Below are 22,123 nucleotides of genomic sequence, written 5' to 3'. Positions count from 1 at the left end.
TCTTAAGTGCCGTCAGTTCGCCCTGTAACCGCGCAGCTTCCACCGCAGCGGCCTGGGCTTCGGCGCGTGCAGCCGTCACCGCTTCGCGTTCGGCCGTCTGTCGCGCATGGGCTCGCTCCAGTTCGCCCTTGAGGTCCTCGACCCGCGCCGCCAGCTCGCCGGCCTTCGCCTCGGCGGCGGCCATCCGTTCGGTCTGCGCCGCCCGTGCTGCCACGGCTTCGCGTAGTGCTTGTTCCTGAGCGGCGGCATGGTTGTCGGCCTGCTCGCGTTCGGCCTCCAGTCGGCCGATCGCCTGCTCCGCCTGGTCAAGCTGCGTCTGGATCGCGGCGACCTCTTCCCGCGTCGCCGCCCGCAGCGCCTCCACCTGCTGTCCGGCCTGTTCGTCGAGCAGGCCCCAGAACTCCCGGCCGAGACTCATCAGCCGGGCGACGGCGGGTTCCGGCAGTTCTACCGGCTGCCGCTGCTTCGGCGCCGCCTCCCGCCACTGGTCCAGATAGCGCTTCACCGTCGTATAGCTGCCCCCGCCGATCCCTTCCTGCACGTTCAAGATCGTCGGCGCCGTGCCCTGGTCCGTTAGGGCCTGCGCCACCTCGAAAACACGCTCTTGCGTCACCACCGCCTTGGCCATGATTTGATGTCCTTAAAAATAGCGCTCTTAAATTATCGTTATTACGATAAATATATTACGGTAATTATCGTAGCTTAGCAAGACCACGGGGAATAATTTTGACGGGAGCCGGGGCGCGGGCGCAGCGCCGCCGCCTCATGGCGAAGCGAGGCGAAAACAGCGGCTGGATCTGGGGGTTACCGCCTCTCTGCACCGTTTCGTCCACGGATTCTGGGGATAACGGCCAGGGGCTGGGCCGCGTAGAATGCCGCCCCATGACCCGTTCCGAACTCATCGCCCAGATCACCGCCCGCTCGGCGGCGCTCACCGTCAGAGATGTCGAAGCGGCGGTGAAGGCCATTTTTGAGAGCATGACTGAAACCCTGGCGAACGGTGAGCGGATCGAGATACGCGGGTTCGGCAGTTTCCGTTTGACCTACCGGCCACCGCGCATCGGGCGCAATCCCCTGACCGGCGACACCGTGCCGGTTCCGGCGAAGGCCCTGCCCCACTTCAAGGCGGGTCGGGAACTGGCGGCACGGGTGAATTCAGACAAGGGGTAGTCAGGTGCTGGGCTGATGCACGGCCTCTTCGAGCGCCTTGCGGATAAAGCGCTGGTACGGCATCCCCGAACGATCGGCTTCTTCCCTGATGGCCTCGAACAGCGATTCCGACAACCGCGTGGTGATGCTGCGATCCTTCGGCTGAAACTCGAAGCGCATCGGGGTCATGCTGGACAGGTCGTAATCGGTCAGGTCTGCCGTCGCGACAAAGTCTTCCGCCGCCTTATCGGTAGGCAGTCTTGGCAATTGCTTTTTCATGGCGTTCAACCGCCTTCGTCAAGGCAAATAGTGGCCCTTGGCCACCTTCCGCAAAACGGCCCGCCAGGCGCGTCCGCGCGGGCTTGGCTACCATGTAGGTTAGGCCAAGCCAGAAAACCCGTCAGCGGCCCGCTCTCGTCGTTCTACGGGGCATCCACGAGCGTTGGCGCTCCACGATTCCCATTTCCTCTACGCAATGCCCAGCCGTCCGGGGGGCTGAGCGTTACGCTGCCGGGCATCGTTTGACGGACATGGCCATCGGCGGCTCAGATCACGCCGACGACCAGCAGCAATGCCCGATCTACCGTCTTCATCCTCTCTTCATCGAGACGGCCAATTGGTTCGCTGATTTTGGTACGCGGCAGCGTCGCAAGTTTGTCCACCATAACTTGCGAAAGCGTGCGTAACCCATTGGCGGGATTTGGCTCCACCGTTACGCGAAATGCGGCATTGCGCAGATCGCTTGTGACCGGGCACAGCACAACGCTTTCTAGATCCGTCAATAGGTCTGACTGAATCACCAAGGCGGGTCGGGGTTTGCCATAGTCGCCTTGCAGGGAAACCGTAACGAGGTCGCCTCGCTGCGTCATTCCCAACCCTCAACGTGGGTTGCAGCTTCTTCGGTGAAGCGCAAAACGTCGGCTTCTGAAGGGTCGCCATTGAGGTTTTGGCACTGCTGCCGCACCTGTGCGGCGAACTCAGGCGAGCGGGTGTCCGGCACCCAAAACTGGACAGGACGCAGCCCCGCTGCACGCATCCGCTCGCGGTGACGCGCTACCTTGCCGGTCGATTCGTGGATTGATGGCATGATGCCCTCCATTGGTTTCATGTAGAGTTACATGAAACCACACATGCAACCATGATGCAACTCAAGCTGCGCCGCAGCTTCGTGCAGGCGACTACTGACACGGCCTGTCTTAGTTTTCGGCTATGAAATGTGTCTCGGATGCCATGCCCTTCTTGGGGTTGCTTTAAAAAAACGGAAAATAAAGCACGTTAAGCCGTCTTCATGCGTGGCCGCGAGACCGCGCGGTTTCCGCATACAGGGTAAAGGCTTCTCGCAGACCAAGGTCTGCGAGAAGCCTTGCCGAGAAGGCCGCGCGACTCTGCGGTGATGTGGTCGAGGGGCTCTCAAAAACCGTTCTCGCTTGGAGTGACGCGCAACGGCGAGTTTCGAGAGATCTGAAACTAGTCTACTGGGGACTAATAAAGTAGGATTAAATCCTATTGATGCGCTTTGGAGGTCGCTATGCGAACCACACAACAACTGAGCATCACCCTGCCTAACGACATGGCGGCCGCGGTGAAAGCCAAGGTGCAGACTGGCGAGTACGCCACCGAAAGCGAAGTCATCCGCGACGGCTTACGTGCGCTCCTGGCGCGTGATCGAGCCGTCGAAAGCTGGCTGCATCACCAGGTAGGCCCGGCCTACGACGCGCTCAAGGCAGAGCCTTCCCGCGCGGTCACTATTGACCAGGTGCGCGCCCGTCTTGCCGCCGAACACGCCAAGGCACGATGAGCTATCGCGTTGTCTTCTCCCCAGAGGCAGAGGAACAGCTCGCGGGCCTGTCAGTAGGGGCTGACGGGGAGTTCTGGCACAGACGGTTGATATGCCCAGGCCCTTTCTGCTAAACCGCTTTTCCGGCGGTGAATAGCCTCTGGTTCCTTCGAGTACTGCAAAGGGTTGGATGGGCAAGTGTTCGTTGTCTCCGACCGGCCTTTGGCCGGTCGCTCGACAGAGGGGGTTCCTCTGAGGCCGTAGGCCGATCACTTTCCGCAGTCGTAGGCTGCGTCTGCGATGGCTCTTAAGCGCGAAGTGCGATCTCGAGGAATTCCCGGCGGTTCCGGCTTAGAACTCATACCCCGTGACCAGCATCAGCAGACTCAATGCGAAGCACGATATCGCCGGTTCCCGCTCTACGGAAATGCATCTGCGGTGGATTTGGCGGCCCCTCGTGCAACTTGTCCACAGGCCGCGCGGTTAAATATAGGTTAAAGAAGGGTTAACGGCCTGTGAATAACCATTTTTTGTCCTTATTAAACAATGCCGTAAGAAGAACAGTCCGGGCGTCAAAGATCAATAGACCGGGAGTCAAAGATCAAACGCCACGCTATGCACCATATGGTGAATAACGACAACCACTTAGCGGGGTTGGAAGCCCGCTAACTACGAGCATTCAAGGCAGAAACGGGAGTCAAAGATCAAAAGATCTGGTGCTCGTCGGAGGCACGTCGGACGTTCACCAGCCCGCTGCGCGTCACCTCAAAGTCAACCAGAAAGCCCGTTTCTGCCAAGGCCTCCAGCGCCTTGACGATCAGCTTCTTGACCCCTCGAAGCCGCTCCTTGCGTTTGACATCCCGGTCAGCGGTATCCAGCTGGGCATCTTCAGGCGCTTCAGTCATCAGGCCTGCCCCAACGGCCAGCGTCTCCACCTTCACCGCGAACGGTTCGCGGTGCGAGGCGTAGTAGGCATGCAACCATGTCGCAAGGCCCTCCGGCAGCGCTAGGCGCTGCTGCCACTCCACCCGCGTGTATTGAAACTCTGAGAACAGGAAAACCAGCTCGTCATGCATGCGAATCCTCCACAAGCCGCCGTCGCCGCCGTTCTTGCGTCGCTTCGCCGTGTAGCCCGGCAGCATGGAAAGCGAAACTTCATCGCCCAGGCGCTTGCTGGCGATCTTCAGCGACGTAGCCTGTAGTCGCGTCATGCACTTGTCGAGCCGGTCGAAGCTCTGCCCGTTGATAGGCCAGTTGATCGCCTTGCAAAAGCTGTAGGGCGTGAACTCGAATGCCGTCGAGAGTCCGTTTTCGCGGGCTAGGTGGATGAGCTGAAGCCAAACGGTTTCATCGTCCTGGCGCAGCTCCTCACCGGTGTAGGTGATTTGTCCCTCCCCGATCACGGCCACCACCGCCTGTTTGAGGTCTTCGCGGACTTGTTTACGATTCTTGGCCGTAAACAAGGCTGAACGAACGATCTCGTTTGGCGCTCCGCGCACAGCGTCCACCCATAGGGTGAGCTGCTTATCCGACAGAAGGCTTTGCTTCTTGCGCTCGCGGGCCTGCTCTTGGGCCTGGCGGTCGCGCTCCTTGGCCTTCTGTTGGCCGCGCTCGGTGGCGGCACATCCTGCCTGCTGAACGGGCACTACACCTTCCACGCGGATGGGAAGATGATCGACCTGGATGCCATAGTTGCTGGGCTCGATCTTGGGTGACAAAATTTTCGGGGGTTCCGGCTTACACCCCCTAGGCCGATCACTTTTTGAGAGATGATCTTTGCCGCGCACTGCGTGTTGCTCATGGGGCATTTGAGGTGTGCGGCTGTAAGCCGCTCTTGCATTTTTCGTGAGTGCGAAGCGCGATCACTTGGGATAGCTCGTTGCCACGTGTTGTTTTTTTTGCCCTTCATGTGTCGAACTCCGTGCCCCTTCTTTTATTAAAAATAAGATTAAAGAAAGATTAGCTGACTCGGCTTGTGCTATGTAAACATCTGACATAACAAGAAAAAAAACCACTTATCAACAAGTGCAAATGTGTCTCGAACCCCGTGCCTAGTCGCCGCCTCGCGGCAGGGCTGGTGTGCGCCTCACTGCCACAGTGTCACCCTCGATGCTGTAGCTCTGCAAGAAAGCCAGCTTGACCAGTTCATCGAGGGCTGCGCGTAATTTCACCTTGAACCCTGCCGCCTGTTGATTTCTGCTCCCTGTGTATCGTTGCAAGGTCGACAGCTTCACGGGGTGCGGCATCCTGTGGCTGCTGTAGTAGGCATGAAGGGCTTGCGCAAGCGGTTTGCGCCGCAGGTTTAGGCGTTGCTGCCAGTCGATGGCAGTCCATTGGGTTTCACCATAAAGCCGGATCAATTCGCGGTGCAATCGCACGACGTAACGAGTTGTTATTTCGTCCTTCGTACTGCCTTCAAGTAATGATCCCGTGTAAATGCGCCCTTCGTGTGTGATTTCGACAGCGCAAGCAATCAATCTGGTTATCCCTTTATGTAAGCGTGCGTGTTCATCGCCTCCGGTATTCAACCCCATAGCCTTTAGCAATCCGTGTGCGGTGAAACTGCAAACATTGCCTAGTGGGTGTCCCTTTGCCAGATGCACCAAGGTTTCCCACAGGGTTAAATCTTCTTGGTTGAGTTGCTGGCCGGTGTATTTAATTGTGATTCCGGCTTGACTGTCTAAAGTCTTCCCGTCGATAAACTGGCGGTCTTTACTCTGGATTGCTGAAAACAAAGCAGAACGGATAAAGCTGTTCGGCGTTCCGCGCTTTGGTTCGGGCCATAGCGGAAGCTGGATAATTTCGGCGCTCTCGCGCTGTCGCGCGATTTCCCTCATGCGTTCAATACTTGCCAATATTTCTTGCGGCTGCGCGTCGGTCATGTTTTTCCCCCGCTTGGCCTCTCCATCAGGGTTTGGCGCAACGTGTCGATTTGCCGGGTTAGATTGCTCTCGCTCATGGCCTCCCCTTCTCGGTTGCCTTCAGACGCTAACGGAGCAGGCCAGCGCGTGGCAAGCCCTGCATGAAAATACAACGAATAAACCACTCTAGGGCTAAAGGACTATACACATATATAAATATAGCCCTATAGCAAACACGTCATTCTTCGCCGTTATAGGGCTGCGGCTGGCCGTACTTGGCGCAAAGATCGTTGATCGCCTCACCTAATAGCTGCTTGAGGTTGCGCCCGTCATTCTTCGGGTGCGCCTGAACCATCAGCAACGCGCGGCGCACTTCGGATTGATAGTGCGCCCCGATAAGAACGGTGCGCGCTCCCGGTTCCAGGCGCTTCGGCGGCGTGGCGTTGGTTTTGGCTGAAATCGGCCCCGGCTTGACTGCGGCAGCGCGTTTAAGCCCTGCGCTTAGATTGCTTGCCATGTTGCTGCTCTCCTTCGTATAGGACGCTATGAATATATGAATATAGCGCCGCGACTTCCTGCGCGGCCTTGCCCTTGGGGTCATGTTCGGCGGCTGTCTGCCCCACGTTTCCGGCGTCGCCGTGGGCGATACGCTCGAAAATGACGACAGGCATAACGTGGAAGCCCAGCTCCCGCGCTGCATCCTGCGTGTCCGTGTGGCGCGTGCCTTGGATCGGTGCGCGATTGACGATAACGGCGGCGCTCGGCAATCCGGCTAATGTCAGAACGTCTTTGACGCTCGTTAGCGTTTCAATGTCGTAAATCTGCGGCTGGATCGGAAGCAAAACGAAGTCTGCTGCTTTGGCGGCGGCTATCGCGGCATCCGTGCTTTTCCCCGGCGTGTCGATGATGACCAGTTGCGCTCCCTCACGCGCTGCCGCTTCCAGCACTTGGCCCAAGCGCGAAACCTGACAAGAAACAACGGCGGGGGAATCCGTGCCGCGCCGGTCGCCCCAACTTGTTGCGGTCGCCTGTGGGTCAAGGTCAAGCACCGCAACGGACTTGCCGTGCATCGTCGCGGCAACGGCCAAGGCTAGTGCGGTCGTCGTCTTGCCGCTCCCGCCTTTCTGACCGATGACGGCCAGCACCTTTGCGCTTGTTAAATTCGGCATGAATCGCCTCCGCGAGTCGTATAAAACTAGCGCACTATAGGCATAGCGTCATAGGGCGTCAATGGGCTGTTCCCAAGAACCATGGGCGTAGCCGATAACAATGAGTCACTGAACGTTTGCCGACTTCGGGAAGCGTGCCAGGGTTTGCAAATGCAGCGCGCGTTCAAGGGGTCTGAGGCGCACGGGGCGGTCAGCCCCGTGAACTGGTGCAGTCGCCTTCTGCAAATGACCATGCAGCATGAAATGCTTACAGTTTGGTGCTATTTCTATAAAATGGGTGCATTGCTATTTTTTGCTGGAGATATACCAAATGGCAAACGTGAATGTAAGAAATCTGCCCGATGAGGTGCATCGGGCCATCCGAATCCAAGCCGCCCAGCATGGCCGCAGCACCGAGGCCGAAATCCGCTCCATCTTAGAGAGGGCAGCGAGGCCCGAGGGCCGCGTGAAACTCGGCTCGTTCCTGGCTTCCATCGCCCGCGAGGCTGGCGGCCTGACCGATGAAGAACACGCCTTGTTTGAGAGCGTGCGCATCAAGTCTCCGGCCCGTGCGGTGAGCTTCGAATGATCCTGCTCGATACGAACGTGATTTCGGAACCGCAGCGCCGGGAGCCCAATGCCCGCGTCCTTGACTGGATCGACGCGCAAGCGCTGGAAACGCTCTACCTGTCCGCGATCACGGTAGCCGAGCTGCGTGCGGGTATCGCGCTGATGCCGGCCGGAAAGCACCGGGACAGCCTGCATGAAAACTTGGAAAAGCACCTGCTGCCGATGTTTGCCAATCGGGTGCTGTCGTTCGATATGGCTTGCACAAAGGCTTATGCCGAGCTGCTGGCCAAGTCCCGCGCTGCTGGCTTGGCGGTCGAAACAGCCGATGCCTTCATTGCGGCCGTCGCCCTTGCCAACGGATTCACCGTCGCCACCCGTGACACCAGCCCTTTTGAGGCTGCCGGGATGAACGTCATCAATCCATGGGGGGCGGTGCAATGACCACGGCCCAAGAGAACTACACCCGCTGGCTGGCCGCCGATATTCAGGTGGCTATCGACGACCCCCGGCCAAGCATCCCGCATGAATAAGTCATGGCCCGGATGGATGCGCAGCTTGCCCGCTTGAGAGAGGGCTGGCCGACAGAACACACGGCGCTGCAAGCGCCGTGACGACGGGGTGACGCTGGATTTGCTGGTATCACAGCAAGAGCAAAGCGCCTTTCTGCAGGACACTTCGATGATCGAGCGCATCCGCGCCATCGGCGAGTTATCGCCCAACGAGTGCGACAAGCTGCTGTACGTAGTCGACGGGCTACTGCGTGATGCACGCGCCCGGCGCGCTTATGCAGCGACGTGATGCCGCCACTCACATGAGGAAGGATTGATGAATGCAGTCGTGTTCGAGCATGTGCCGGTGGCCGAGTTGCCGGAGAGTTGGCGCGCGAAGCTGGCCAAGGGCAGCGGCGCACTGGTGACCGTGCGCATTGAGGAGGAAGCCCAAGCCGCGCCGGCCGAGGAGTTCACGACCGACGATCCGGCCTTCGGCATCTGGCGAGATCGCGAGAACATGGCCGACGTGGCGGCCTATGTGCGCAAGATCCGCCAGCCGCGCTACAACCGCGACGGTTCGCGTAACGAACCTTGATGATGCTGGTCGATACCGATGTGCTGATCTGGCATCTGCGCGGCTATGCGCAGACCACGCGCCGACTGGATCAACTCGGCGCGCTCACGCTATCAGCGGTGAGCTATCTCGAAGTGCTGCAGGGCATGCGCAACAAGGCCGAACTGCTGGCCGTGAAGAAGATGCTCGACAAGCGCTCGGCCAAGTTGCTGCCTGTCACCGAGGCCATCACGCTGCGCGCCACCGAGTTGATGGAGTCGCTCACCTTGAGCCACGGGCTGCAGATGGGCGATGCGCTCATCGCCGCCACCGCGCTCGATCACCAGCTTCCCGTGCTCACAGACCAAGCTGCTGGGACAGGGAACCGCTGGCGCATCGCTTGGTAGGTGGGTGGGAAGGCTCGTTCCTGATGCCTGGAGAGTGGCCGGCGGCGGCCACTCTCCAGGCATCAGGCAGTGCTCAGTCAGTGCTTGGGGTGCTCTATTCGGCGGGACTTTCTGCAAATCGCAACGCATGCCGGCCAAAAATCAGCGATTGACGGCCTCACCCGGCGTCCGCTACATTTCCCGAAAGCCGATTGGATTTCCTATCCTGATGTCTGCAACGTCCCCCGCACTTCTCCGCACTTCTCCGGCCGATCCGATGACGCCTCGCCCATGACTACGTACCAGGGATTCAAGGTTTTCAGCCATGTCGTGCTCGCCATGATGCTGGCCGGCATCGCCTACGCCAGCTATATCGCCGTCACCTACTGGACCGGCATCAGCGTCTGACGCTGCCGATCAAACCATGAATAAGCGACAAGCTAGACTCTTCGCGATCGGTTCGACGGTCGTGGCTGTAGTGGTTTTCCTGGGGCTGACCATCGACAGCCACCGGCAATTCCCCAAACTCACGAATGCACAGAACATCACGCCCGCCGTCACCCATGGCAAGGATGTCTGGCACAAGAACAACTGCATCAACTGTCACACGCTGTTTGGCGAAGGCGCCTACTACGCGCCTGACCTGACCAAGATCGCGCAGCATCGTGGCGCCGCGTATCTTCAGGCCTACCTGAAGGATCCGTCGAAGTTCTACGACGAGCAGCGCCACCGGCGGCTCATGCCCAAACAGGACATGACCGATGTCGAGATCGCCGACCTGGTGTCGTTTCTCGATTGGGTGAGCAAGGTGGACAACCAGGGTTGGCCGCCGCGGCCGATTCTGGTAACGGGCGCTGGCATCGGGCCGATGGGCGCCCTGCCGGCTGGCCAGGTAGCTGCTGTCGTCAAGGCGGCACAGCCCCCCGGATCCACTCCCGCTGCCGTTGGCAAGGATCCCATTGCGCTGGGCGAGATCGTGTTCAGGACGTCGGCCCCCGCGTGCGCCGCCTGCCACTCGCTGGTACCTGGCGTCAACATGGCCGGGCCGTCGCTGGCTGGCGTGGCCACACGCGCACAGCAAACGATCGAATCAGCCGACTACAAGGGCCAGGCGAAGGATGCAGCCGCATACCTGCGCGAATCCATCACTCAGCCCAGTGCATACACGGTCGCCGGTGCCATGTATTCGGCGAGCGGGGTGTCGTTCATGCCGGCAACTTACGGCAAGGATCTTACCTCCGACCAGATTGCCAACTTGATCGCCTACTTGACGACCTTCAAGTAGTCCGGCGCCCGTCTCAAGGAATCCCGCAATGCGTTACAGGTCTCAATCGGTTGCTTACTGGTACTTCGCCGTCGCGATGGTGCTGTTCGGTCTGCAGCTCGTGTTCGGCCTGCTGTCAGCTGCCAAGTACCTCGGCCCGGATCCGCTGCTCTATATCCTGCCCTTCGATGTGACGAAAGTCATCCACACCAACCTGCTGATCGTGTGGGTACTGACCGGATTCATGGGTGCGACCTACTGGATGGTGCCGGACGAATCGCGCACCGAGTTGTACAGCGTCAAACTCGCCTATGTGCAGTTGGTGCTCTGGACCCTGATGGGTTTGGTCACTGTCATCAGCTACCTGTTTCGATACGGCACCGGCAACAAGCTGCTCGAGCAGCCCTTGCCGTCCAAGATCGTCATCGTGATCTGCATGCTGATCTTTCTCTACAACATCGGCATGACGATCTGGAAGTCGAAACGCTTCACCACGACTGAAGGTGTGCTGGTGCTGGGCCTGCTCTTGGCCGCGTTGCTTTACCTGCCCGCCCTGCTGGAGTACGAGAACTACACGGTGGCCATCTTCTACCGCTGGTGGACCATCCATCTGTGGGTCGAAGGGGTGTGGGAAATGATCCAGGGCGGGTTCCTGGCCTATCTGCTGATCCGCCTGTCGGGTGCTGACCGCGAGGTGATGGAAAAATGGCTGTACGTAATCGTCGGCCTTGTCTTTATCGCCGGCATCCTCGGCACGGCGCATCACTACTACTGGGTCGGCGTGCCAGCCTACTGGCTGCCGATCGGCGGCATCTTCAGTGCGCTGGAGCCTCTGGCATTGGTGGGAATGGCGATCTACGCCTACTCCGCGATGCGTCGCTCGGGCATGTCGCACCCCAACACGCTGGCACTGCACTGGACGCTGGGCAGCGCCGTGTTCACCTTGTTCGGCGCAGGCCTGCTCGGGCTGGCCCACACCTTCCCGGACGTCAACAAGTGGACCCATGGCACGCTGATCACCGCGATGCATGGCCACGCCGCGTTCTACGGTGCGTACGCGATGATCACGCTGGCGATGATCAGCTTCGCGCTGCCGGCGATGACGCCCGGAAGGTCCGAGCAGGGCAGCAGCATCGGCTACTGGTCGTTCTGGCTACAAATCAGCGGCATGTTTGGCATGACCCTGTCCTTCGCCACCGCGGGAATCGCTCAGGTCTACCTGGAGCGCATTCTCGGCATGGGTTATCTGGACGCCCAACTAAAGATACAGGTGCATTTCGTGATGCTCGTGATCACCGCATCGATCTTCGCCACCGGCGTCGGCCTGTTCATCTACGACTTCTTCCGCCATGCGCCACGCTTCGACGTCGATGACGGCCAGAAGCCGATGGTGACGCCTGCATCGGGGTGACCGCCTGGGTGCCGCCGGACCAAGAGCCGTATTACCTGCCGGCCGGCGACGAGGTCGCTATCTTCCAGCAATGTCACTCCCGCGGTCTGGCGGTAATGCTGAAGGGTCCCACCGGCTGCGGCAAGACGCGGTTCGTCGAGCACATGGCATGGAGTCTGAAGCGCCCGCTGGTGACGATCTCGTGCCACGACGATCTGACGGCGAGTGACCTGATCGGCCGGTTTCTGATCCGACACGACGGCACGGCCTGGCAGGACGGCCCACTCACTCGCGCCGTGCGCGAGGGCGCCCTGTGCTATCTGGACGAAGTCGTCGAGGCGCGCCAAGACACAATGGTCGTGCTGCATTCGCTGACCGACCACCGGCGTTTCCTGCCGATCGACAAGACCGGCGAGACGATCGCAGCCGCACCAGGCTTCCAACTCGTCGTGTCCTACAACCCAGGCTACCAGCGCATGCTGAAGGACCTGAAGCCGAGCACGCGTCAGCGCTTCGTGGCGCTGGATTTCGACTTCCCGCCGGCGCAGCAGGAAGCGGCGATCATCGAACGTGAAGCTGCCGCCGACCATGCGACCGCAATGGCACTGGTGTCGCTGGGGCGCCGGTTGCGCGGCCTGCGTGACCGGGGCCTGGCGGAAGTGCCGAGCACGCGGCTGCTGATCGCCGCCGCCGGCCTGGTCGCCAGTGGCATCAGCGCACGCCAGGCCTGCTACACCGCCATCGTCTCTCCCCTGTCCGACGACGAATCGCTGGTCGGCGCGATGCGCGACCTGGTCGACGCCACCTTCGTTTGAAAGGTTGAGAGGCGCCGGGCATGGCCGAAGCCGAAGACGTCATCACCGATGCGGCGCTTCATGCGACGAACTTCGTCCAGGGCGTGTGGCGGCGACACCGCGCCAACGCACCAGCGACATCCGTACTCACACTGGCCGATATCGCGCAACGCCTCGACCTGCTGATCGTAGCCGCCTTCGGTCGCAGCTACCGTCTGCGTACGGCACAGGTTCCCGCACGCGCCACCTTCCTCGCGAGAACGTTCCAGCGACAGCACCGCCCCCGCACGCAAGGCGCAATCCCGGCCACGGACGGCACCTGCATCTGGTTGCCGGCCGAGACCGGCTTGACCGATGCGGCACTGGCACTGGAACGGTTTCGCACGGTGGCCTTGCAGCAGGCAATGCGCGCGTACCGGGGCAGCGCTGCAGGCGCAGGCAGCGGCGCCACGCCGCTGGTCCGTGACCTCTACCTGTTGATCGAGGCCCATGCCGCCGACACGGCATTGGCACAACTGCTGCCGGGTTTGCAGGAGCCGCTGGACGCCTTGCGAGCGGCAGCGCTGAGCGCGCGCCCGGCGATGTCGAGTTTCCCTGTGGGGCGCCAGCCACTCGAAACCTGGGTGCGTCGGCTGATGGCCACACCAAGCCTGGCGCTGGGCACTGATGCCCTGTGCAGCCCATCGCCCGAGAGATCCCGGCACATGGCGCGCCAGATTGCGAACGAAGTCCAGCCAGATGCTTCGATTGCCATGCGGCTGGGTACCCAGCCCTTGTTCAAGGATTGGTGGACCGGCGAACTCCATGCGCCGAGCGCACCGTCTGGACCGGCGGTAAAAGGCGACAGCGCATCTGACCTCGATCCGGCGAGCCCCACCCGCAGCGCCCGGTTGACGCGCCACCCGAAGGTGCGCGAAGCAACGGAGGAGGAAGACGATGCACGGCAGGGAGCCTGGATGATCCAAGCCTCGGCGCCGCATGAAGTCGCCGAGGATCCCTTCGGACTGCAGCGGCCCACCGACCGCGATGCCCAGACGGCAGCCGATGAGTTTGCCGAATCACTCGCCGAACTCGAGCAGGCACGACTCGTCTCGACACCCGGTGCACCGAAGGAGGTGCTGGTGTCCGACGACCCGCCAGACGGAGCCGCGAAACACGGTGCCGGCGGTGGCGCCAACGGATCAGGACACATCAAGTACCCCGAATGGGACCACCGCATCCAGGCCTACCGTGAGCCAGGCGCCACCGTCCGCTTGCTGCCGCCCCTCGCAGGCCCGCAGTCGTGGGTGGACGACACCCTGGCCGAACACCGCTCGATGCTGGACGCGATCCGACGGCGCTTCGAGATGCTGCGAGGACGGCGCATGCCGCTGCGCCGACAACTCGATGGGGACGATGTCGATCTCGAAGCCTGCATCGACGCTCAGGCCGACCTCCGCGCGGGGCTTCCGATGGCGCAGGCGCTCTATCGATCGCAGAAGCGGTCGAAGCGCGAAATGGCCATCCTGTTGCTCATCGATATCAGCGGCTCGACCGACGGCTGGGTCTCCAGTGGCCGGCGCGTTATCGACGTCGAACGCGAGGCCCTGCTCCTGGTGTGCATCGCCCTCGGCGCACTCGGCGAACCGTACGCCGTGCAGGCGTTCTCAGGCTACGGTCCTCAGGCGGTTTCGGTGCGGACCCTCAAGCGCTTCGACGAGCCTTACGGCAACCAGGTTGCGACGCGCATCGCGGCGCTCGAACCCGAACAGTACACGCGTGCAGGCGCCGCGATCCGCCACGCCACCGCAACACTCATGCGCGAGCCCGCCTCGCAGCGCCTGCTGCTTCTGCTGTCCGATGGCAAGCCCAACGATGTCGATGTCTACGAGGGTCGCTACGGGGTCGAAGACATGCGGCGTGCCGTCATCGAGGCGAAGCTGCAGGGCATCGCGCCCTTCTGCCTGACCGTGGACCGACACGCTGCCGGTTACTTGCCAGGCGTTTTCGGGGTAAACCAATACGCTTTGTTGGCGAAGCCCTCGAATCTGCCGGCCGTGTTGCTCGACTGGATGCATCGCTTGGTCATGACTGCGTAGTTTGCATGCGACGGTGTCCGTCAAAACGGTGAAGGCCCTCACCACGGCAGCACCGCTTTCCATTTGGCGGGTGTGATTGAGGGTTGAGATGCAGTAGAACGGAACTCAGGTGGTTTCGTGGCTAGAACGGCAAGAGTTGCGCCCCTTGCCGTTCGCTTTGCTGCTCATCGGTACACCTCGCGGCGGTTGCCGATCCGCACAACGAGGATGCGCAAAGCGCCGTCCTCGATGTTGGCAATCACGCGGTAATCCCCCACGCGATATTTCCAGTAGACGCCAAGGCGCGAACCCTTGAGGGCTTCGCCAATGCTGCGCGGTTCATCCAGTACAGCGACACGCTGATGCAGGAAGGCCAGGATTCGGCGGGCATGTTGAGGGTCGATCTTGCCTAGTTCGCGCTCGGCTGCCGGGTCAAGTTCAACCTTCCATGCCATAGCGTTTCATCACTTCCTCAAGCGGCACGGTCTGAGTACGCCCGGCGCGAATGTCGATCATGCGTTGCTCGGCCAGGTACAAATCTTCAAGGTCGTCGAGATGTTCGCAAATCGCCTCGATGATGTAATAGCTTTTGGTGCGCCCGGTCTGCGCGGCCAGGTTCTTCAACCTGTCTTCCACGTCGCCAGGCAGGCGGATCGAGAGGGCCATAGCACTATTTCCTAGGATTGGCGTGTGATACAAGTATCACGCCAACCGGGAAGGGGTGCAAGCCATTCTGTCCCGGCAACGTTTGCCAAGGAGGCCCAGTGGGGGCGAAGCTCCAATTTGAGGCCATATAAGCATTTGCTGTTCCTTAATAGGTGTAGCGACGATGATCAAGCGCGAGGCGGTGCGACCACAATGATTTTTGCCGAAACGCTTGTATTGATTATCAGTATGTGATACTGATAAATGATGCCGTCGCGCGATACCTCACTCGACAACCTCTTAGACCTGCATGGCCAGGTGCTGGTGATTGATGCCGCAGGCTATTGGGTGCGCTTCGTCGTTCATCAAGTGCCTGTGACCGCGCAGAAACCGCACGGTCTGGACTACTCGATGACCATGCACGCGCCGGACGGCACGCGCCTGGTCGGGTTCGATAACGCCCACCAGGTTGAAGGAAAGCGCCGCGCCGAGCATGACCACAAGCACCGCTTGCGAACGGTCAAGCCCTACGCATATCGCGACGCCCCCTCACTCGTCGCGGATTTCTGGTCAGAAGGGCGTTGGTGCACTATTAGTAACTGCTAATATACTATATGACTAATCCCGCCATTTTGGGCGCGAACTCCCCCTATCCCCGTCCTACTTCATGCGGCAGGCGCAATTTGCCCCACCCCGACGGATTGCGGCATGCCCAGATAGGTAAAGGTGTTGATGATGGCGGCCCTGACGTGGGCTTCGGTCACTTGCCGCTCGAAGGTTCGGGAGTACAGGCTGTCACCCAACTGCTTCAGCCGGTACATCATGTTCTCGGCGATGCTGCGGCGGTGGTAGTCGCTATCGTTCTTCCAGCCGGCGCTGCCCTTGGCGGCGATCTCTTTGAGAATACCGTCACGGGGATGATCGTCGCCCCAGGGAACAGCACCGTCCCGCGGGGGAATGGTGGCACGGGCGTCGCGGTCGGCAATGGCGGCATGGCAGCCTTTGGTGTCGTAGGCGCCATCGGCGGACACTTGAGAGACTTCGCCTTCGACCTGGTCAAGCAACCCGGGGAACACTTCGCTGTCGCCCCAATCGGCCGTCGTCACTTCAATGCCTATGATGTCCTTGGTGGTCTCGTCGACGGCCAGGTGGATCTTGCGCCAGGTGCGGCGCTTGCCGACCCCGTGCTGACGGACCTTCCATTCACCTTCGCCGAAGATCTTCAGTCCGGTCGAGTCCACCACCACGTGCGTTGGCCCTTTGCGCGGCCGACGCGGAATTTGCACCGAGATCTCACCTGCACGCCGAGACATGTGGGTGTGGTCCGGTACGGGAAGGTCCAGTTGGCTCAAGCGCATCAACGACTTCATCAGTCCTTCGGTGGCGCGGTACGGCAACTGGAACAGGGCCTTGATCGTCAAACAGGTCTGGATGGCCGTCTCCGAGTACAGCCCGGGCTTGCCCCGACCGACCGGGGGCGCCGGTGTCCAATTGTCTTTGATACTGGCGTCGTCGAACCAGATCGTCAGGTTGCCCCGGTTGACCAGCGAACGGTCGTACTCCGACCAGTTCGTCACTCGATACCGCTGCTTCGACGTCGCCTCGCCAGTGTCTGGCCTTACCCTCGCTGCCATCCGATCTCTCCTCTATCGCCGCTCAGCCCCGACTCTGGGGGACATGCCATTATAATGCGCCAACGCCGGTCAGAAGTCGAAGCCGTTATGCGCGAAAAAGGAGTCTGGTTATGAAAACGCTGAAAGTTGGCATTGCCTCGTATGAGGATATGAAGGCACGCACCATGGCTATCGCCAAGGGCGCACTGAAGCCCAAGGCAGGAGATCCGACGGTCTGGTTCACCTCGCCGGAAAGCTTCGCTAAGCTACTGTCTAATCGCAACCGCACGCTGCTTGGCGTCATTGTCGATACGCGACCAGAGTCGCTCATCGCCCTGGCTTCAACCACCGGGCGCACGGCAGGCAACCTGTCGCGCACCCTGCGGACAATGGAGCGCTATGGTCTTGTCCGCCTGCACAAAGGGGTGAGGGGCGCTGTCCGACCTGAAGTCCCGTACCGGGATGTCCAACTCGAAATGCGCCTTTCCAGTAGCTGAGGCGGGACGCGTAACATTGGCAGCGAGGCTTTTGACGTTGGGGTCTGAGGCGCAGTTGCAGATGCTGGAGGCGGCGGCCACCACCATCGACCTGATCGAATCGAAGGTGCTGAGCCTGCTTGGGGAACTGGCTGTGCTGTTTCTGCCGGAGCCGCAGTCCGGGTTCACCAACGGCCTGTCGGCGGTTGAGCGGAAGAAGGAGCCGGTCAGGAGTCGGCTGCACTGGCCGATTGCAGGGCGGCATACAGCGCCGTCTTGCTCACCTTGAGCCGCGTTGCGGCCTCGCGGACGTTCAGCCCGTTGGCGATGTGATCCTGTGCCCGCTGCAACTTATCGGCGGTAACGACCGGCTTGCGTCCACCTTTTCGCCCGCGAGCGGCGGCAGCGGTCAACCCGGCCTTGGTGCGCTCGCGGATCAAGTCGCGCTCGAACTGGCCCAATGCGCCGAACACATGGAAGATGAGCCGCCCGCCCGGCGTCGTGGTGTCGATGGCCTCAGTCAGCGAACGGAATCCAACGCCACGCGCTTCCAGTGCGGCTATCGTATCGATCAGATGAGGCAGGGAGCGCCCGAGCCGATCCAGCCGCCAAACGGCCAGCACGTCGCCGTCGCGCAGATAGGCCAGCGCCTCAGCCAAGCCGGGACGGTCGGCCTTGGCCCCGGAAACCGTGTCCTCGAAAATGCGCTCGCAGCCCGCCTTGTTCAGCGCGTCCGTCTGCAAAGCGGTGTCTTGTTCCGCAGTCGATACCCGCGCATAGCCGATCAGAGCCATTGTCAGCCCTTTTGTCCGTCATTCCGTCCGTCTATCTTAATGTCCGACAACCCATTAAACAAGTGTTTTGCCGGACACTGTCCGGCTTGCCCGCCTAATGATCGTTTGACGGACATTGACTGTAAGGCATTTTTGCATTACGCTGCAAAGCGTCAACCTACGAGATTGCGAGGGCACAGCACCATGACCACATTGACTGTTACCGCACGGGGACAAGTGACGTTTCGGAAGGACGTACTGCAACACCTCGGCATCAGGCCAGGCGACAAGATCGAGCTGGACTTACTGCCAGATGGTCGGGGCGTACTCAAGGCGGCGCGGCCCGCTGGGACGATATCCAGCTTCGTCGGCCTGCTCGCGGGCAGGACGCAGAAGGTTGCCACCATCGAAGAAATCAACGAGGCGGCGGCGCTTGGATGGGCAGGCAAGAAATGAAGGTCGCAGTCGATACCAATGTCCTTGTGCGTGCTGTTGTGCGCGACGATCCCGTACAAGCGAACGTTGCCGCGACAGTCTTGACCGACGCCGAGTTGATCGCGGTAGCAACGCCGTGCCTATGCGAATTTGTTTGGGTGCTGCTCCGGGTATATGGCTTCCAGCAAGCCGACGCGGCCGGCGCGATCCGGGCACTACTTGCCGCTGCGAACGTGGAAGTGAACCGGCCCGCCGTGGAGGCCGGCTTGCTGGTGCTCGACGCGGGCGGAGATTTTGCCGATGGCGTTATTGCCTACGAGGGCAATTGGCTTGGCGGGGAAACCTTCGTTTCCTTCGATAAGAAGGCGGTGGCACTTCTCACGGCTCAAGGGCAATCAACGCGCCTTTTGTGACGGACATGAGCATGAACGAATTCCGCCGACTGGCCGCGAAGATCGACCAGCACATGCAACAGCTTGCCGCCCAGGGCGTCAGCGAGGCCCATGCCGTCATCAATCGCATGATGGGGTACGTGCCTGACCTGCACAGGATATGGGTCGGCACGACCGACCAGCAACTCATGGCGCTGTCCCGCGAGTTCCCAGGGTTCTACCGCTACGCCCGCATCATGGAAGAGGCGTCCGAAGCCGAACGCAACAAGGCATCGCGGCCCTATGACGGCATGGCCGAGTTCTCCGAACAGCACAAGCAAATGGGAGCGCAACTGCTGACCACTGCGGCCACGCTTGAGCGCGGCTACCAGGCATTTCGTGCGAGCGGCAACCTGCAAGTCTTCCGGCCTCAGCTCGACGAGCTGGGCCGACTGCATCGGCAATGGCTGTCCGACCTGGACGCCTTCAAAGACTCGCTGCGTGCGCAGGGCGCAGAACCCAAGGTGCTGAAATACGTGAACGAGGTGTTCGGCCGCCTGGTCGAGCACATCAAGCAGCTTGCCGGGTGATCGCCGGAATTTCCGGCGGTTCCGGCTTCGTCGCGCCGTGCATTGGACTTCTGAGCAATCCCAGCCCCTCGCGGCGTTTCGTGCATAGAACTCCTGACCTTTGACGGTCAGAAGTCCGCTGCACACACGGCGGCCAGCCCAATGAACTGGTGCAGTCGTCTTCTGAAAATGACACTCACGCTGTCACATAATCGAACGTATATGTGACAGGTGAAGAGATGTTGATCGGCTATATGCGGGTGTCGAAAGCGGACGGATCACAATCCACCGATCTGCAACGCGATGCACTGATCGGCGTCGGGGTGAGTCCTTCACATCTCTACGAGGATCTGGCTTCAGGCAGACGAGATGATCGACCGGGATTGGCTGCTTGCCTTAAAGCGCTCCGTGAAGGCGACACGCTGATCGTGTGGAAGCTCGATCGGCTCGGCCGTGATCTACGCCATCTGATCAACACCGTGCACGACCTGACTGCGCGTAGCGTGGGATTGAAGGTCCTGACAGGTCACGGTGCGGCGGTCGACACGACAACCGCTGCGGGCAAGCTTGTGTTCGGCATTTTTGCGGCGCTGGCCGAGTTCGAGCGGGAGTTGATTTCGGAGCGAACCGTGGCCGGACTTGCCTCGGCACGAGCACGCGGCAGGAACGGCGGGCGGCCGTTCAAGATGACTGCCGCGAAACTTCGATTGGCCATGGCGGCGATGGGGCAGCCGGAAACCGTGGTTGGTGATCTGTGTGGGGAACTCGGCGTCACTCGACAGACGTTGTACCGGCACGTCTCGCCAAACGGCGAGTTGCGTCCAGATGGCCTGAAGTTGCTTTCACGGGGCTGATCTTAGCCTGGCGGTGAATTGCTCACTACGGCCAGGAGCGGACGGTGGCGATTCTTCTCCAAAGCCAACGTCATTTAGTTGGAGCGATTCGCCGTAAGCAGCCACTCCCCTGGGAATGTCAATTTTCTTACCTGACCGACCGCCACTCTGCGGGAAGCAGCCGGTGGGCACAGGATGGCGTCCGTCGGCAGCCGGCCATCAAGAGACATAGAGGCGGCGAAAAATCGCCCGGCGCGAACGTCGGCTAACTGATCCGTAACCCGCCGCCCGGCTCTGTTCGCTGTCGGTGCAGTTCTCGGCCACTGCGGACATACAGCCGGTACCGGATGACCGGTCGGCATCTGACTGACGGTCAGCGGCCTGTGGAATTGATCTGGCGACGAAAGTCTGCTTTCATCTTCCGTGTAGGACGGCATCCGCCTCGTTGCGGTTGTTCAGCTTTTTCCATAGCAGCCCTTGGGTACCAATCCAAATTTCTGCGAAACAGAATTCTACGAAGCAGCCGTTGACCACTTCAATCTACCAACCATAAGGGATGGCACAGTCCAGCACCATCCTTCACTCAGTTGTTTCGGTTGGTTTTGTGTTCAGCGGCGCTTGAACCTAGTCGCCGGCTCGGCGACTAGGAATGCCTTTCCGGATGCCCTGACTTTGCTGGCACGTCGTTTGGCGACGCAGCCTGCGTCTGCTGATCTGGCTCGACTGTTTGAGCTGGCAACTGTATATCCGTTGCCGACTCGGCAACCGGACTCGACTTGTCCTCCACCAAACAGGGGATACTGCTGCAGAAGAGCGCGCGCACTGCGACTGGTCGATTGTCCGGAGGAGCTTTGAGACGGTTCTGTGCGCGTATAAACCGCACCGCCAAGTGCTGCTGCTGAAACTGCTTGCGATTAGTGGGAACGGCATTCACGAACCCACAGAGATGAGTGCAGTTGTTTAACGAGTCGGTCAAACTCTCGACGAAGACGACGAGGTGGCGCTCAAAATCGGGCGGACATTGCTTGTGCCTCATCGCCGCTTCAACCACGTGCTCGAACAGTTCCCCGAGGGCCCCAAGATGGATTCGACATGACGCGATTCGCTCCAAGAACTCGAGCGCCACACGAACCGCGGAAGCGAAATCAGTGTCGTCAGACGATAGATAGACCTTGAATCGACGCATGCCCTGCTGTAGGTACGCCCCCCCTTGCAGGACCATCCATATGAGGTCGTCAGCGCCCAGTGATATGAAGCTTCGATTCAGGAGGAACTGTCGAACCGTGGCCGAAGCAAGCTTCATCGGAGCGACGAGCCCCTTGCTCGCACAGTACAACAGCAAGGCTTGTGGCCAAACCCCGGCGACCTTCGCAACAACCTCCAAGACGACGCGAAAACGGCCGTCCAGCGTCAAAACCGTGGCGTTGGCTGCCTTAGCGAGCAGCAGCACTTCCATTTCCTCGTCCTGAAGCACGTCGGCCAGGCGGGACATTGCGCCTTCATCGCCCAGCTCACCATACGCAGGTTGCACCTCACAGTATTTATCGAGCGCTACGAGGACCGCTTTGAAGAACTCGATTCGCCGCGCATGGTAACGAGAGTCGTGCTCGATAAGGGCAAGCTCTCCGTTCACCTCTGTGCTGGTCGCAACGCTCCTGTCCTCCTCCGCTTCACGGAGGAGGTCCTCCAACTTCACCTTCGTCACTGTTGATACGAGCACCTTTGGTAGCTGGCCCAAGGCCTCCTGAACCTCGAGGTAGACGAACTCAGCCAAGGTTGCTGCGTCGAGGACGTAGGTCGCATGAGGACGCGCGAAGAGTTCCAATGCCGCAACGCGCTCCGCTGTTATGCCAGTTCCAACGAAGAGTGGAGGGCCGTCGGTCGGCCAACCCAGGACAGCCTCGACCGCGCTACAGCCCTGACCCTCGGCAAACCCCGAAAGCGTCATGTACCNAGTGGCATAGGCAT

Annotated in this window: 30 protein-coding genes; 17 read left to right on the top strand and 13 right to left on the bottom strand. The window is 60.6% G+C overall.

What is annotated here, in order from left to right:
* A partial coding sequence (locus E4Q23_RS21980; RefSeq protein WP_169068565.1) for a DNA-binding protein occupies nt 1-628 on the bottom strand: 628 nt, incomplete at its 3' end.
* Nucleotides 629-882: 254 nt separating this feature from the next.
* Here E4Q23_RS21980 and E4Q23_RS21975 point away from each other — a divergent pair.
* On the top strand, nt 883-1,170 hold the full coding sequence (locus tag E4Q23_RS21975; protein ID WP_169068564.1) for an integration host factor subunit beta: 288 nt from the start codon (nt 883-885) through the stop codon (nt 1,168-1,170).
* Here E4Q23_RS21975 and E4Q23_RS21970 read toward each other — a convergent pair whose 3' ends face one another.
* The 3 genes from E4Q23_RS21970 to E4Q23_RS21960 all read right to left on the bottom strand — a co-directional run bounded on the left by E4Q23_RS21970 (nt 1,171) and on the right by E4Q23_RS21960 (nt 2,248).
* Nucleotides 1,171-1,428, bottom strand: coding sequence for a CopG family antitoxin (locus tag E4Q23_RS21970; RefSeq protein ID WP_211203898.1), 258 nt, complete (start codon nt 1,426-1,428; stop codon nt 1,171-1,173).
* A gap of 266 nt (nt 1,429-1,694) precedes the next feature.
* Nucleotides 1,695-2,018, bottom strand: a complete 324-nt coding sequence (locus E4Q23_RS21965) for a type II toxin-antitoxin system PemK/MazF family toxin (RefSeq protein WP_169068562.1) — start codon at nt 2,016-2,018, stop codon at nt 1,695-1,697.
* Nucleotides 2,015-2,248, bottom strand: a complete 234-nt coding sequence (locus E4Q23_RS21960; protein WP_248595646.1) for an antitoxin MazE family protein — start codon at nt 2,246-2,248, stop codon at nt 2,015-2,017. The genes E4Q23_RS21965 and E4Q23_RS21960 overlap by 4 nt, the downstream gene beginning before the upstream one ends.
* Nucleotides 2,249-2,677: 429 nt before the next feature.
* On the opposite strand from E4Q23_RS21960, the gene E4Q23_RS21955 reads away from it, so the two are divergent.
* A complete protein-coding gene (locus tag E4Q23_RS21955) occupies nt 2,678-2,947 on the top strand; it encodes a ribbon-helix-helix domain-containing protein (protein ID WP_169068561.1) in 270 nt (89 codons plus the stop codon).
* Nucleotides 2,948-3,630: 683 nt separating this feature from the next.
* Here the strand turns inward: E4Q23_RS21955 and trfA (E4Q23_RS21950) are convergent.
* The 4 genes from trfA (E4Q23_RS21950) to E4Q23_RS21935 all read right to left on the bottom strand — a co-directional run bounded on the left by trfA (E4Q23_RS21950) (nt 3,631) and on the right by E4Q23_RS21935 (nt 6,956).
* On the bottom strand, nt 3,631-4,584 hold the full coding sequence (gene trfA / locus E4Q23_RS21950; RefSeq protein ID WP_423753376.1) for a plasmid replication initiator TrfA: 954 nt from the start codon (nt 4,582-4,584) through the stop codon (nt 3,631-3,633).
* Nucleotides 4,585-4,977: 393 nt separating this feature from the next.
* On the bottom strand, nt 4,978-5,808 hold the full coding sequence (trfA, locus tag E4Q23_RS21945) for a plasmid replication initiator TrfA (protein WP_169068559.1): 831 nt from the start codon (nt 5,806-5,808) through the stop codon (nt 4,978-4,980).
* Between the two features lie 217 nt (nt 5,809-6,025).
* Complete coding sequence (locus E4Q23_RS21940; RefSeq protein WP_169068544.1) at nt 6,026-6,304, bottom strand: ribbon-helix-helix domain-containing protein; 279 nt, start codon at nt 6,302-6,304, stop codon at nt 6,026-6,028.
* Complete coding sequence (locus E4Q23_RS21935) at nt 6,276-6,956, bottom strand: AAA family ATPase (RefSeq protein ID WP_169068558.1); 681 nt, start codon at nt 6,954-6,956, stop codon at nt 6,276-6,278. Before E4Q23_RS21935 ends, E4Q23_RS21940 begins: the two co-directional genes overlap by 29 nt.
* Before the next feature lie 310 nt (nt 6,957-7,266).
* Between E4Q23_RS21935 and E4Q23_RS21930 the strand changes: the two genes are divergently transcribed.
* From E4Q23_RS21930 to E4Q23_RS21895, 9 genes are all read left to right on the top strand, one after another.
* Nucleotides 7,267-7,524: a FitA-like ribbon-helix-helix domain-containing protein gene (locus E4Q23_RS21930; RefSeq protein WP_169068557.1), complete on the top strand. Its 258-nt coding sequence runs from the start codon at nt 7,267-7,269 to the stop codon at nt 7,522-7,524.
* Nucleotides 7,521-7,946, top strand: coding sequence for a type II toxin-antitoxin system VapC family toxin (locus tag E4Q23_RS21925; RefSeq protein WP_169068556.1), 426 nt, complete (start codon nt 7,521-7,523; stop codon nt 7,944-7,946). The genes E4Q23_RS21930 and E4Q23_RS21925 overlap by 4 nt, the downstream gene beginning before the upstream one ends.
* Nucleotides 7,943-8,035, top strand: coding sequence for a hypothetical protein (locus E4Q23_RS25035; RefSeq protein ID WP_336511761.1), 93 nt, complete (start codon nt 7,943-7,945; stop codon nt 8,033-8,035). Before E4Q23_RS21925 ends, E4Q23_RS25035 begins: the two co-directional genes overlap by 4 nt.
* Nucleotides 8,036-8,330: 295 nt before the next feature.
* Nucleotides 8,331-8,591: a hypothetical protein gene (locus E4Q23_RS21920; protein ID WP_169068555.1), complete on the top strand. Its 261-nt coding sequence runs from the start codon at nt 8,331-8,333 to the stop codon at nt 8,589-8,591.
* The gene (locus E4Q23_RS21915; RefSeq protein ID WP_248595645.1) at nt 8,591-8,956 is read left to right on the top strand and encodes a type II toxin-antitoxin system VapC family toxin; all 366 of its coding nucleotides are present in this window, start codon (nt 8,591-8,593) and stop codon (nt 8,954-8,956) included. Before E4Q23_RS21920 ends, E4Q23_RS21915 begins: the two co-directional genes overlap by 1 nt.
* Nucleotides 8,957-9,359: 403 nt before the next feature.
* Nucleotides 9,360-10,220, top strand: coding sequence for a c-type cytochrome (locus E4Q23_RS21910; RefSeq protein WP_169068554.1), 861 nt, complete (start codon nt 9,360-9,362; stop codon nt 10,218-10,220).
* Nucleotides 10,221-10,248: 28 nt separating this feature from the next.
* A complete protein-coding gene (locus E4Q23_RS21905) occupies nt 10,249-11,610 on the top strand; it encodes a cbb3-type cytochrome c oxidase subunit I (RefSeq protein WP_169068553.1) in 1,362 nt (453 codons plus the stop codon).
* A complete protein-coding gene (locus E4Q23_RS21900; protein WP_336511760.1) occupies nt 11,607-12,404 on the top strand; it encodes a CbbQ/NirQ/NorQ/GpvN family protein in 798 nt (265 codons plus the stop codon). Before E4Q23_RS21905 ends, E4Q23_RS21900 begins: the two co-directional genes overlap by 4 nt.
* A 20-nt stretch (nt 12,405-12,424) precedes the next feature.
* Nucleotides 12,425-14,461: a nitric oxide reductase activation protein NorD gene (locus E4Q23_RS21895; RefSeq protein ID WP_169068552.1), complete on the top strand. Its 2,037-nt coding sequence runs from the start codon at nt 12,425-12,427 to the stop codon at nt 14,459-14,461.
* Nucleotides 14,462-14,625: 164 nt separating this feature from the next.
* Here E4Q23_RS21895 and E4Q23_RS21890 read toward each other — a convergent pair whose 3' ends face one another.
* Nucleotides 14,626-14,895: a type II toxin-antitoxin system RelE family toxin gene (locus tag E4Q23_RS21890; RefSeq protein ID WP_169068551.1), complete on the bottom strand. Its 270-nt coding sequence runs from the start codon at nt 14,893-14,895 to the stop codon at nt 14,626-14,628.
* Nucleotides 14,879-15,106 (bottom strand): type II toxin-antitoxin system RelB family antitoxin, encoded by a 228-nt coding sequence (relB, locus tag E4Q23_RS21885; RefSeq protein ID WP_169068550.1) that lies wholly within the window; start codon nt 15,104-15,106, stop codon nt 14,879-14,881. The genes E4Q23_RS21890 and relB overlap by 17 nt, the downstream gene beginning before the upstream one ends.
* A 243-nt stretch (nt 15,107-15,349) precedes the next feature.
* Between relB and E4Q23_RS21880 the strand changes: the two genes are divergently transcribed.
* Nucleotides 15,350-15,691: a toxin-antitoxin system TumE family protein gene (locus tag E4Q23_RS21880; RefSeq protein ID WP_169068549.1), complete on the top strand. Its 342-nt coding sequence runs from the start codon at nt 15,350-15,352 to the stop codon at nt 15,689-15,691.
* A gap of 59 nt (nt 15,692-15,750) precedes the next feature.
* On the opposite strand, the gene E4Q23_RS21875 is transcribed toward E4Q23_RS21880, so the two are convergent.
* Complete coding sequence (locus tag E4Q23_RS21875) at nt 15,751-16,719, bottom strand: IS5 family transposase (protein WP_169068548.1); 969 nt, start codon at nt 16,717-16,719, stop codon at nt 15,751-15,753.
* A 110-nt stretch (nt 16,720-16,829) separates the two neighbouring features.
* On the opposite strand from E4Q23_RS21875, the gene E4Q23_RS21870 reads away from it, so the two are divergent.
* Nucleotides 16,830-17,195 carry a transcriptional regulator gene (locus tag E4Q23_RS21870; RefSeq protein WP_012806098.1) on the top strand — a complete coding sequence of 122 codons (366 nt, stop codon included), beginning with the start codon at nt 16,830-16,832 and terminating at the stop codon, nt 17,193-17,195.
* A gap of 206 nt (nt 17,196-17,401) precedes the next feature.
* Here E4Q23_RS21870 and E4Q23_RS21865 read toward each other — a convergent pair whose 3' ends face one another.
* Nucleotides 17,402-17,968, bottom strand: coding sequence for a recombinase family protein (locus tag E4Q23_RS21865; RefSeq protein ID WP_169068512.1), 567 nt, complete (start codon nt 17,966-17,968; stop codon nt 17,402-17,404).
* A 183-nt stretch (nt 17,969-18,151) separates the two neighbouring features.
* On the opposite strand from E4Q23_RS21865, the gene E4Q23_RS21860 reads away from it, so the two are divergent.
* The 4 genes from E4Q23_RS21860 (at nt 18,152) to E4Q23_RS21845 (ending at nt 20,176) form a co-directional block, all read left to right on the top strand.
* Nucleotides 18,152-18,403: an AbrB/MazE/SpoVT family DNA-binding domain-containing protein gene (locus tag E4Q23_RS21860; protein WP_012806131.1), complete on the top strand. Its 252-nt coding sequence runs from the start codon at nt 18,152-18,154 to the stop codon at nt 18,401-18,403.
* Nucleotides 18,400-18,795, top strand: coding sequence for a type II toxin-antitoxin system VapC family toxin (locus E4Q23_RS21855; RefSeq protein ID WP_169068547.1), 396 nt, complete (start codon nt 18,400-18,402; stop codon nt 18,793-18,795). Before E4Q23_RS21860 ends, E4Q23_RS21855 begins: the two co-directional genes overlap by 4 nt.
* An 11-nt stretch (nt 18,796-18,806) precedes the next feature.
* A complete protein-coding gene (locus E4Q23_RS21850; protein ID WP_169068546.1) occupies nt 18,807-19,343 on the top strand; it encodes a transposase in 537 nt (178 codons plus the stop codon).
* 218 nt (nt 19,344-19,561) lie between these two features.
* Complete coding sequence (locus E4Q23_RS21845) at nt 19,562-20,176, top strand: recombinase family protein (protein ID WP_043570639.1); 615 nt, start codon at nt 19,562-19,564, stop codon at nt 20,174-20,176.
* Nucleotides 20,177-20,798: 622 nt separating this feature from the next.
* Here E4Q23_RS21845 and E4Q23_RS25030 read toward each other — a convergent pair.
* Nucleotides 20,799-22,103, bottom strand: a complete 1,305-nt coding sequence (locus E4Q23_RS25030) for a PIN domain-containing protein (RefSeq protein ID WP_423753377.1) — start codon at nt 22,101-22,103, stop codon at nt 20,799-20,801.
* Nucleotides 22,104-22,123: the final 20 nt, after the last annotated feature.

This window comes from Candidatus Accumulibacter phosphatis (genome assembly GCF_012939955.1).
GTDB lineage: Bacteria > Pseudomonadota > Gammaproteobacteria > Burkholderiales > Rhodocyclaceae > Accumulibacter > Accumulibacter delftensis.
Note: the sequence above shows the minus strand (reverse complement) of the source record. Positions and strands in the feature narration are given on the sequence as shown.

Coding starts and splice junctions, on each gene's coding strand:
- E4Q23_RS21975 (WP_169068564.1), top strand. CDS start 883: ATGACCCGTTCCGAACTCATCGCCCAGATCACCGCCCGCTCGGCGGCG.
- E4Q23_RS21970 (WP_211203898.1), bottom strand. CDS start 1,428: ATGAAAAAGCAATTGCCAAGACTGCCTACCGATAAGGCGGCGGAAGAC.
- E4Q23_RS21965 (WP_169068562.1), bottom strand. CDS start 2,018: ATGACGCAGCGAGGCGACCTCGTTACGGTTTCCCTGCAAGGCGACTAT.
- E4Q23_RS21960 (WP_248595646.1), bottom strand. CDS start 2,248: ATGGAGGGCATCATGCCATCAATCCACGAATCGACCGGCAAGGTAGCG.
- E4Q23_RS21955 (WP_169068561.1), top strand. CDS start 2,678: ATGCGAACCACACAACAACTGAGCATCACCCTGCCTAACGACATGGCG.
- trfA (WP_169068559.1), bottom strand. CDS start 5,808: ATGACCGACGCGCAGCCGCAAGAAATATTGGCAAGTATTGAACGCATG.
- E4Q23_RS21940 (WP_169068544.1), bottom strand. CDS start 6,304: ATGGCAAGCAATCTAAGCGCAGGGCTTAAACGCGCTGCCGCAGTCAAG.
- E4Q23_RS21935 (WP_169068558.1), bottom strand. CDS start 6,956: ATGCCGAATTTAACAAGCGCAAAGGTGCTGGCCGTCATCGGTCAGAAA.
- E4Q23_RS21930 (WP_169068557.1), top strand. CDS start 7,267: ATGGCAAACGTGAATGTAAGAAATCTGCCCGATGAGGTGCATCGGGCC.
- E4Q23_RS21925 (WP_169068556.1), top strand. CDS start 7,521: ATGATCCTGCTCGATACGAACGTGATTTCGGAACCGCAGCGCCGGGAG.
- E4Q23_RS25035 (WP_336511761.1), top strand. CDS start 7,943: ATGACCACGGCCCAAGAGAACTACACCCGCTGGCTGGCCGCCGATATT.
- E4Q23_RS21920 (WP_169068555.1), top strand. CDS start 8,331: ATGAATGCAGTCGTGTTCGAGCATGTGCCGGTGGCCGAGTTGCCGGAG.
- E4Q23_RS21915 (WP_248595645.1), top strand. CDS start 8,591: ATGATGCTGGTCGATACCGATGTGCTGATCTGGCATCTGCGCGGCTAT.
- E4Q23_RS21910 (WP_169068554.1), top strand. CDS start 9,360: ATGAATAAGCGACAAGCTAGACTCTTCGCGATCGGTTCGACGGTCGTG.
- E4Q23_RS21905 (WP_169068553.1), top strand. CDS start 10,249: ATGCGTTACAGGTCTCAATCGGTTGCTTACTGGTACTTCGCCGTCGCG.
- E4Q23_RS21895 (WP_169068552.1), top strand. CDS start 12,425: ATGGCCGAAGCCGAAGACGTCATCACCGATGCGGCGCTTCATGCGACG.
- E4Q23_RS21890 (WP_169068551.1), bottom strand. CDS start 14,895: ATGGCATGGAAGGTTGAACTTGACCCGGCAGCCGAGCGCGAACTAGGC.
- relB (WP_169068550.1), bottom strand. CDS start 15,106: ATGGCCCTCTCGATCCGCCTGCCTGGCGACGTGGAAGACAGGTTGAAG.
- E4Q23_RS21880 (WP_169068549.1), top strand. CDS start 15,350: ATGATGCCGTCGCGCGATACCTCACTCGACAACCTCTTAGACCTGCAT.
- E4Q23_RS21875 (WP_169068548.1), bottom strand. CDS start 16,719: ATGGCAGCGAGGGTAAGGCCAGACACTGGCGAGGCGACGTCGAAGCAG.
- E4Q23_RS21870 (WP_012806098.1), top strand. CDS start 16,830: ATGAAAACGCTGAAAGTTGGCATTGCCTCGTATGAGGATATGAAGGCA.
- E4Q23_RS21865 (WP_169068512.1), bottom strand. CDS start 17,968: ATGGCTCTGATCGGCTATGCGCGGGTATCGACTGCGGAACAAGACACC.
- E4Q23_RS21860 (WP_012806131.1), top strand. CDS start 18,152: ATGACCACATTGACTGTTACCGCACGGGGACAAGTGACGTTTCGGAAG.
- E4Q23_RS21855 (WP_169068547.1), top strand. CDS start 18,400: ATGAAGGTCGCAGTCGATACCAATGTCCTTGTGCGTGCTGTTGTGCGC.
- E4Q23_RS21850 (WP_169068546.1), top strand. CDS start 18,807: ATGAACGAATTCCGCCGACTGGCCGCGAAGATCGACCAGCACATGCAA.
- E4Q23_RS21845 (WP_043570639.1), top strand. CDS start 19,562: ATGTTGATCGGCTATATGCGGGTGTCGAAAGCGGACGGATCACAATCC.
- E4Q23_RS25030 (WP_423753377.1), bottom strand. CDS start 22,103: ATGACGCTTTCGGGGTTTGCCGAGGGTCAGGGCTGTAGCGCGGTCGAG.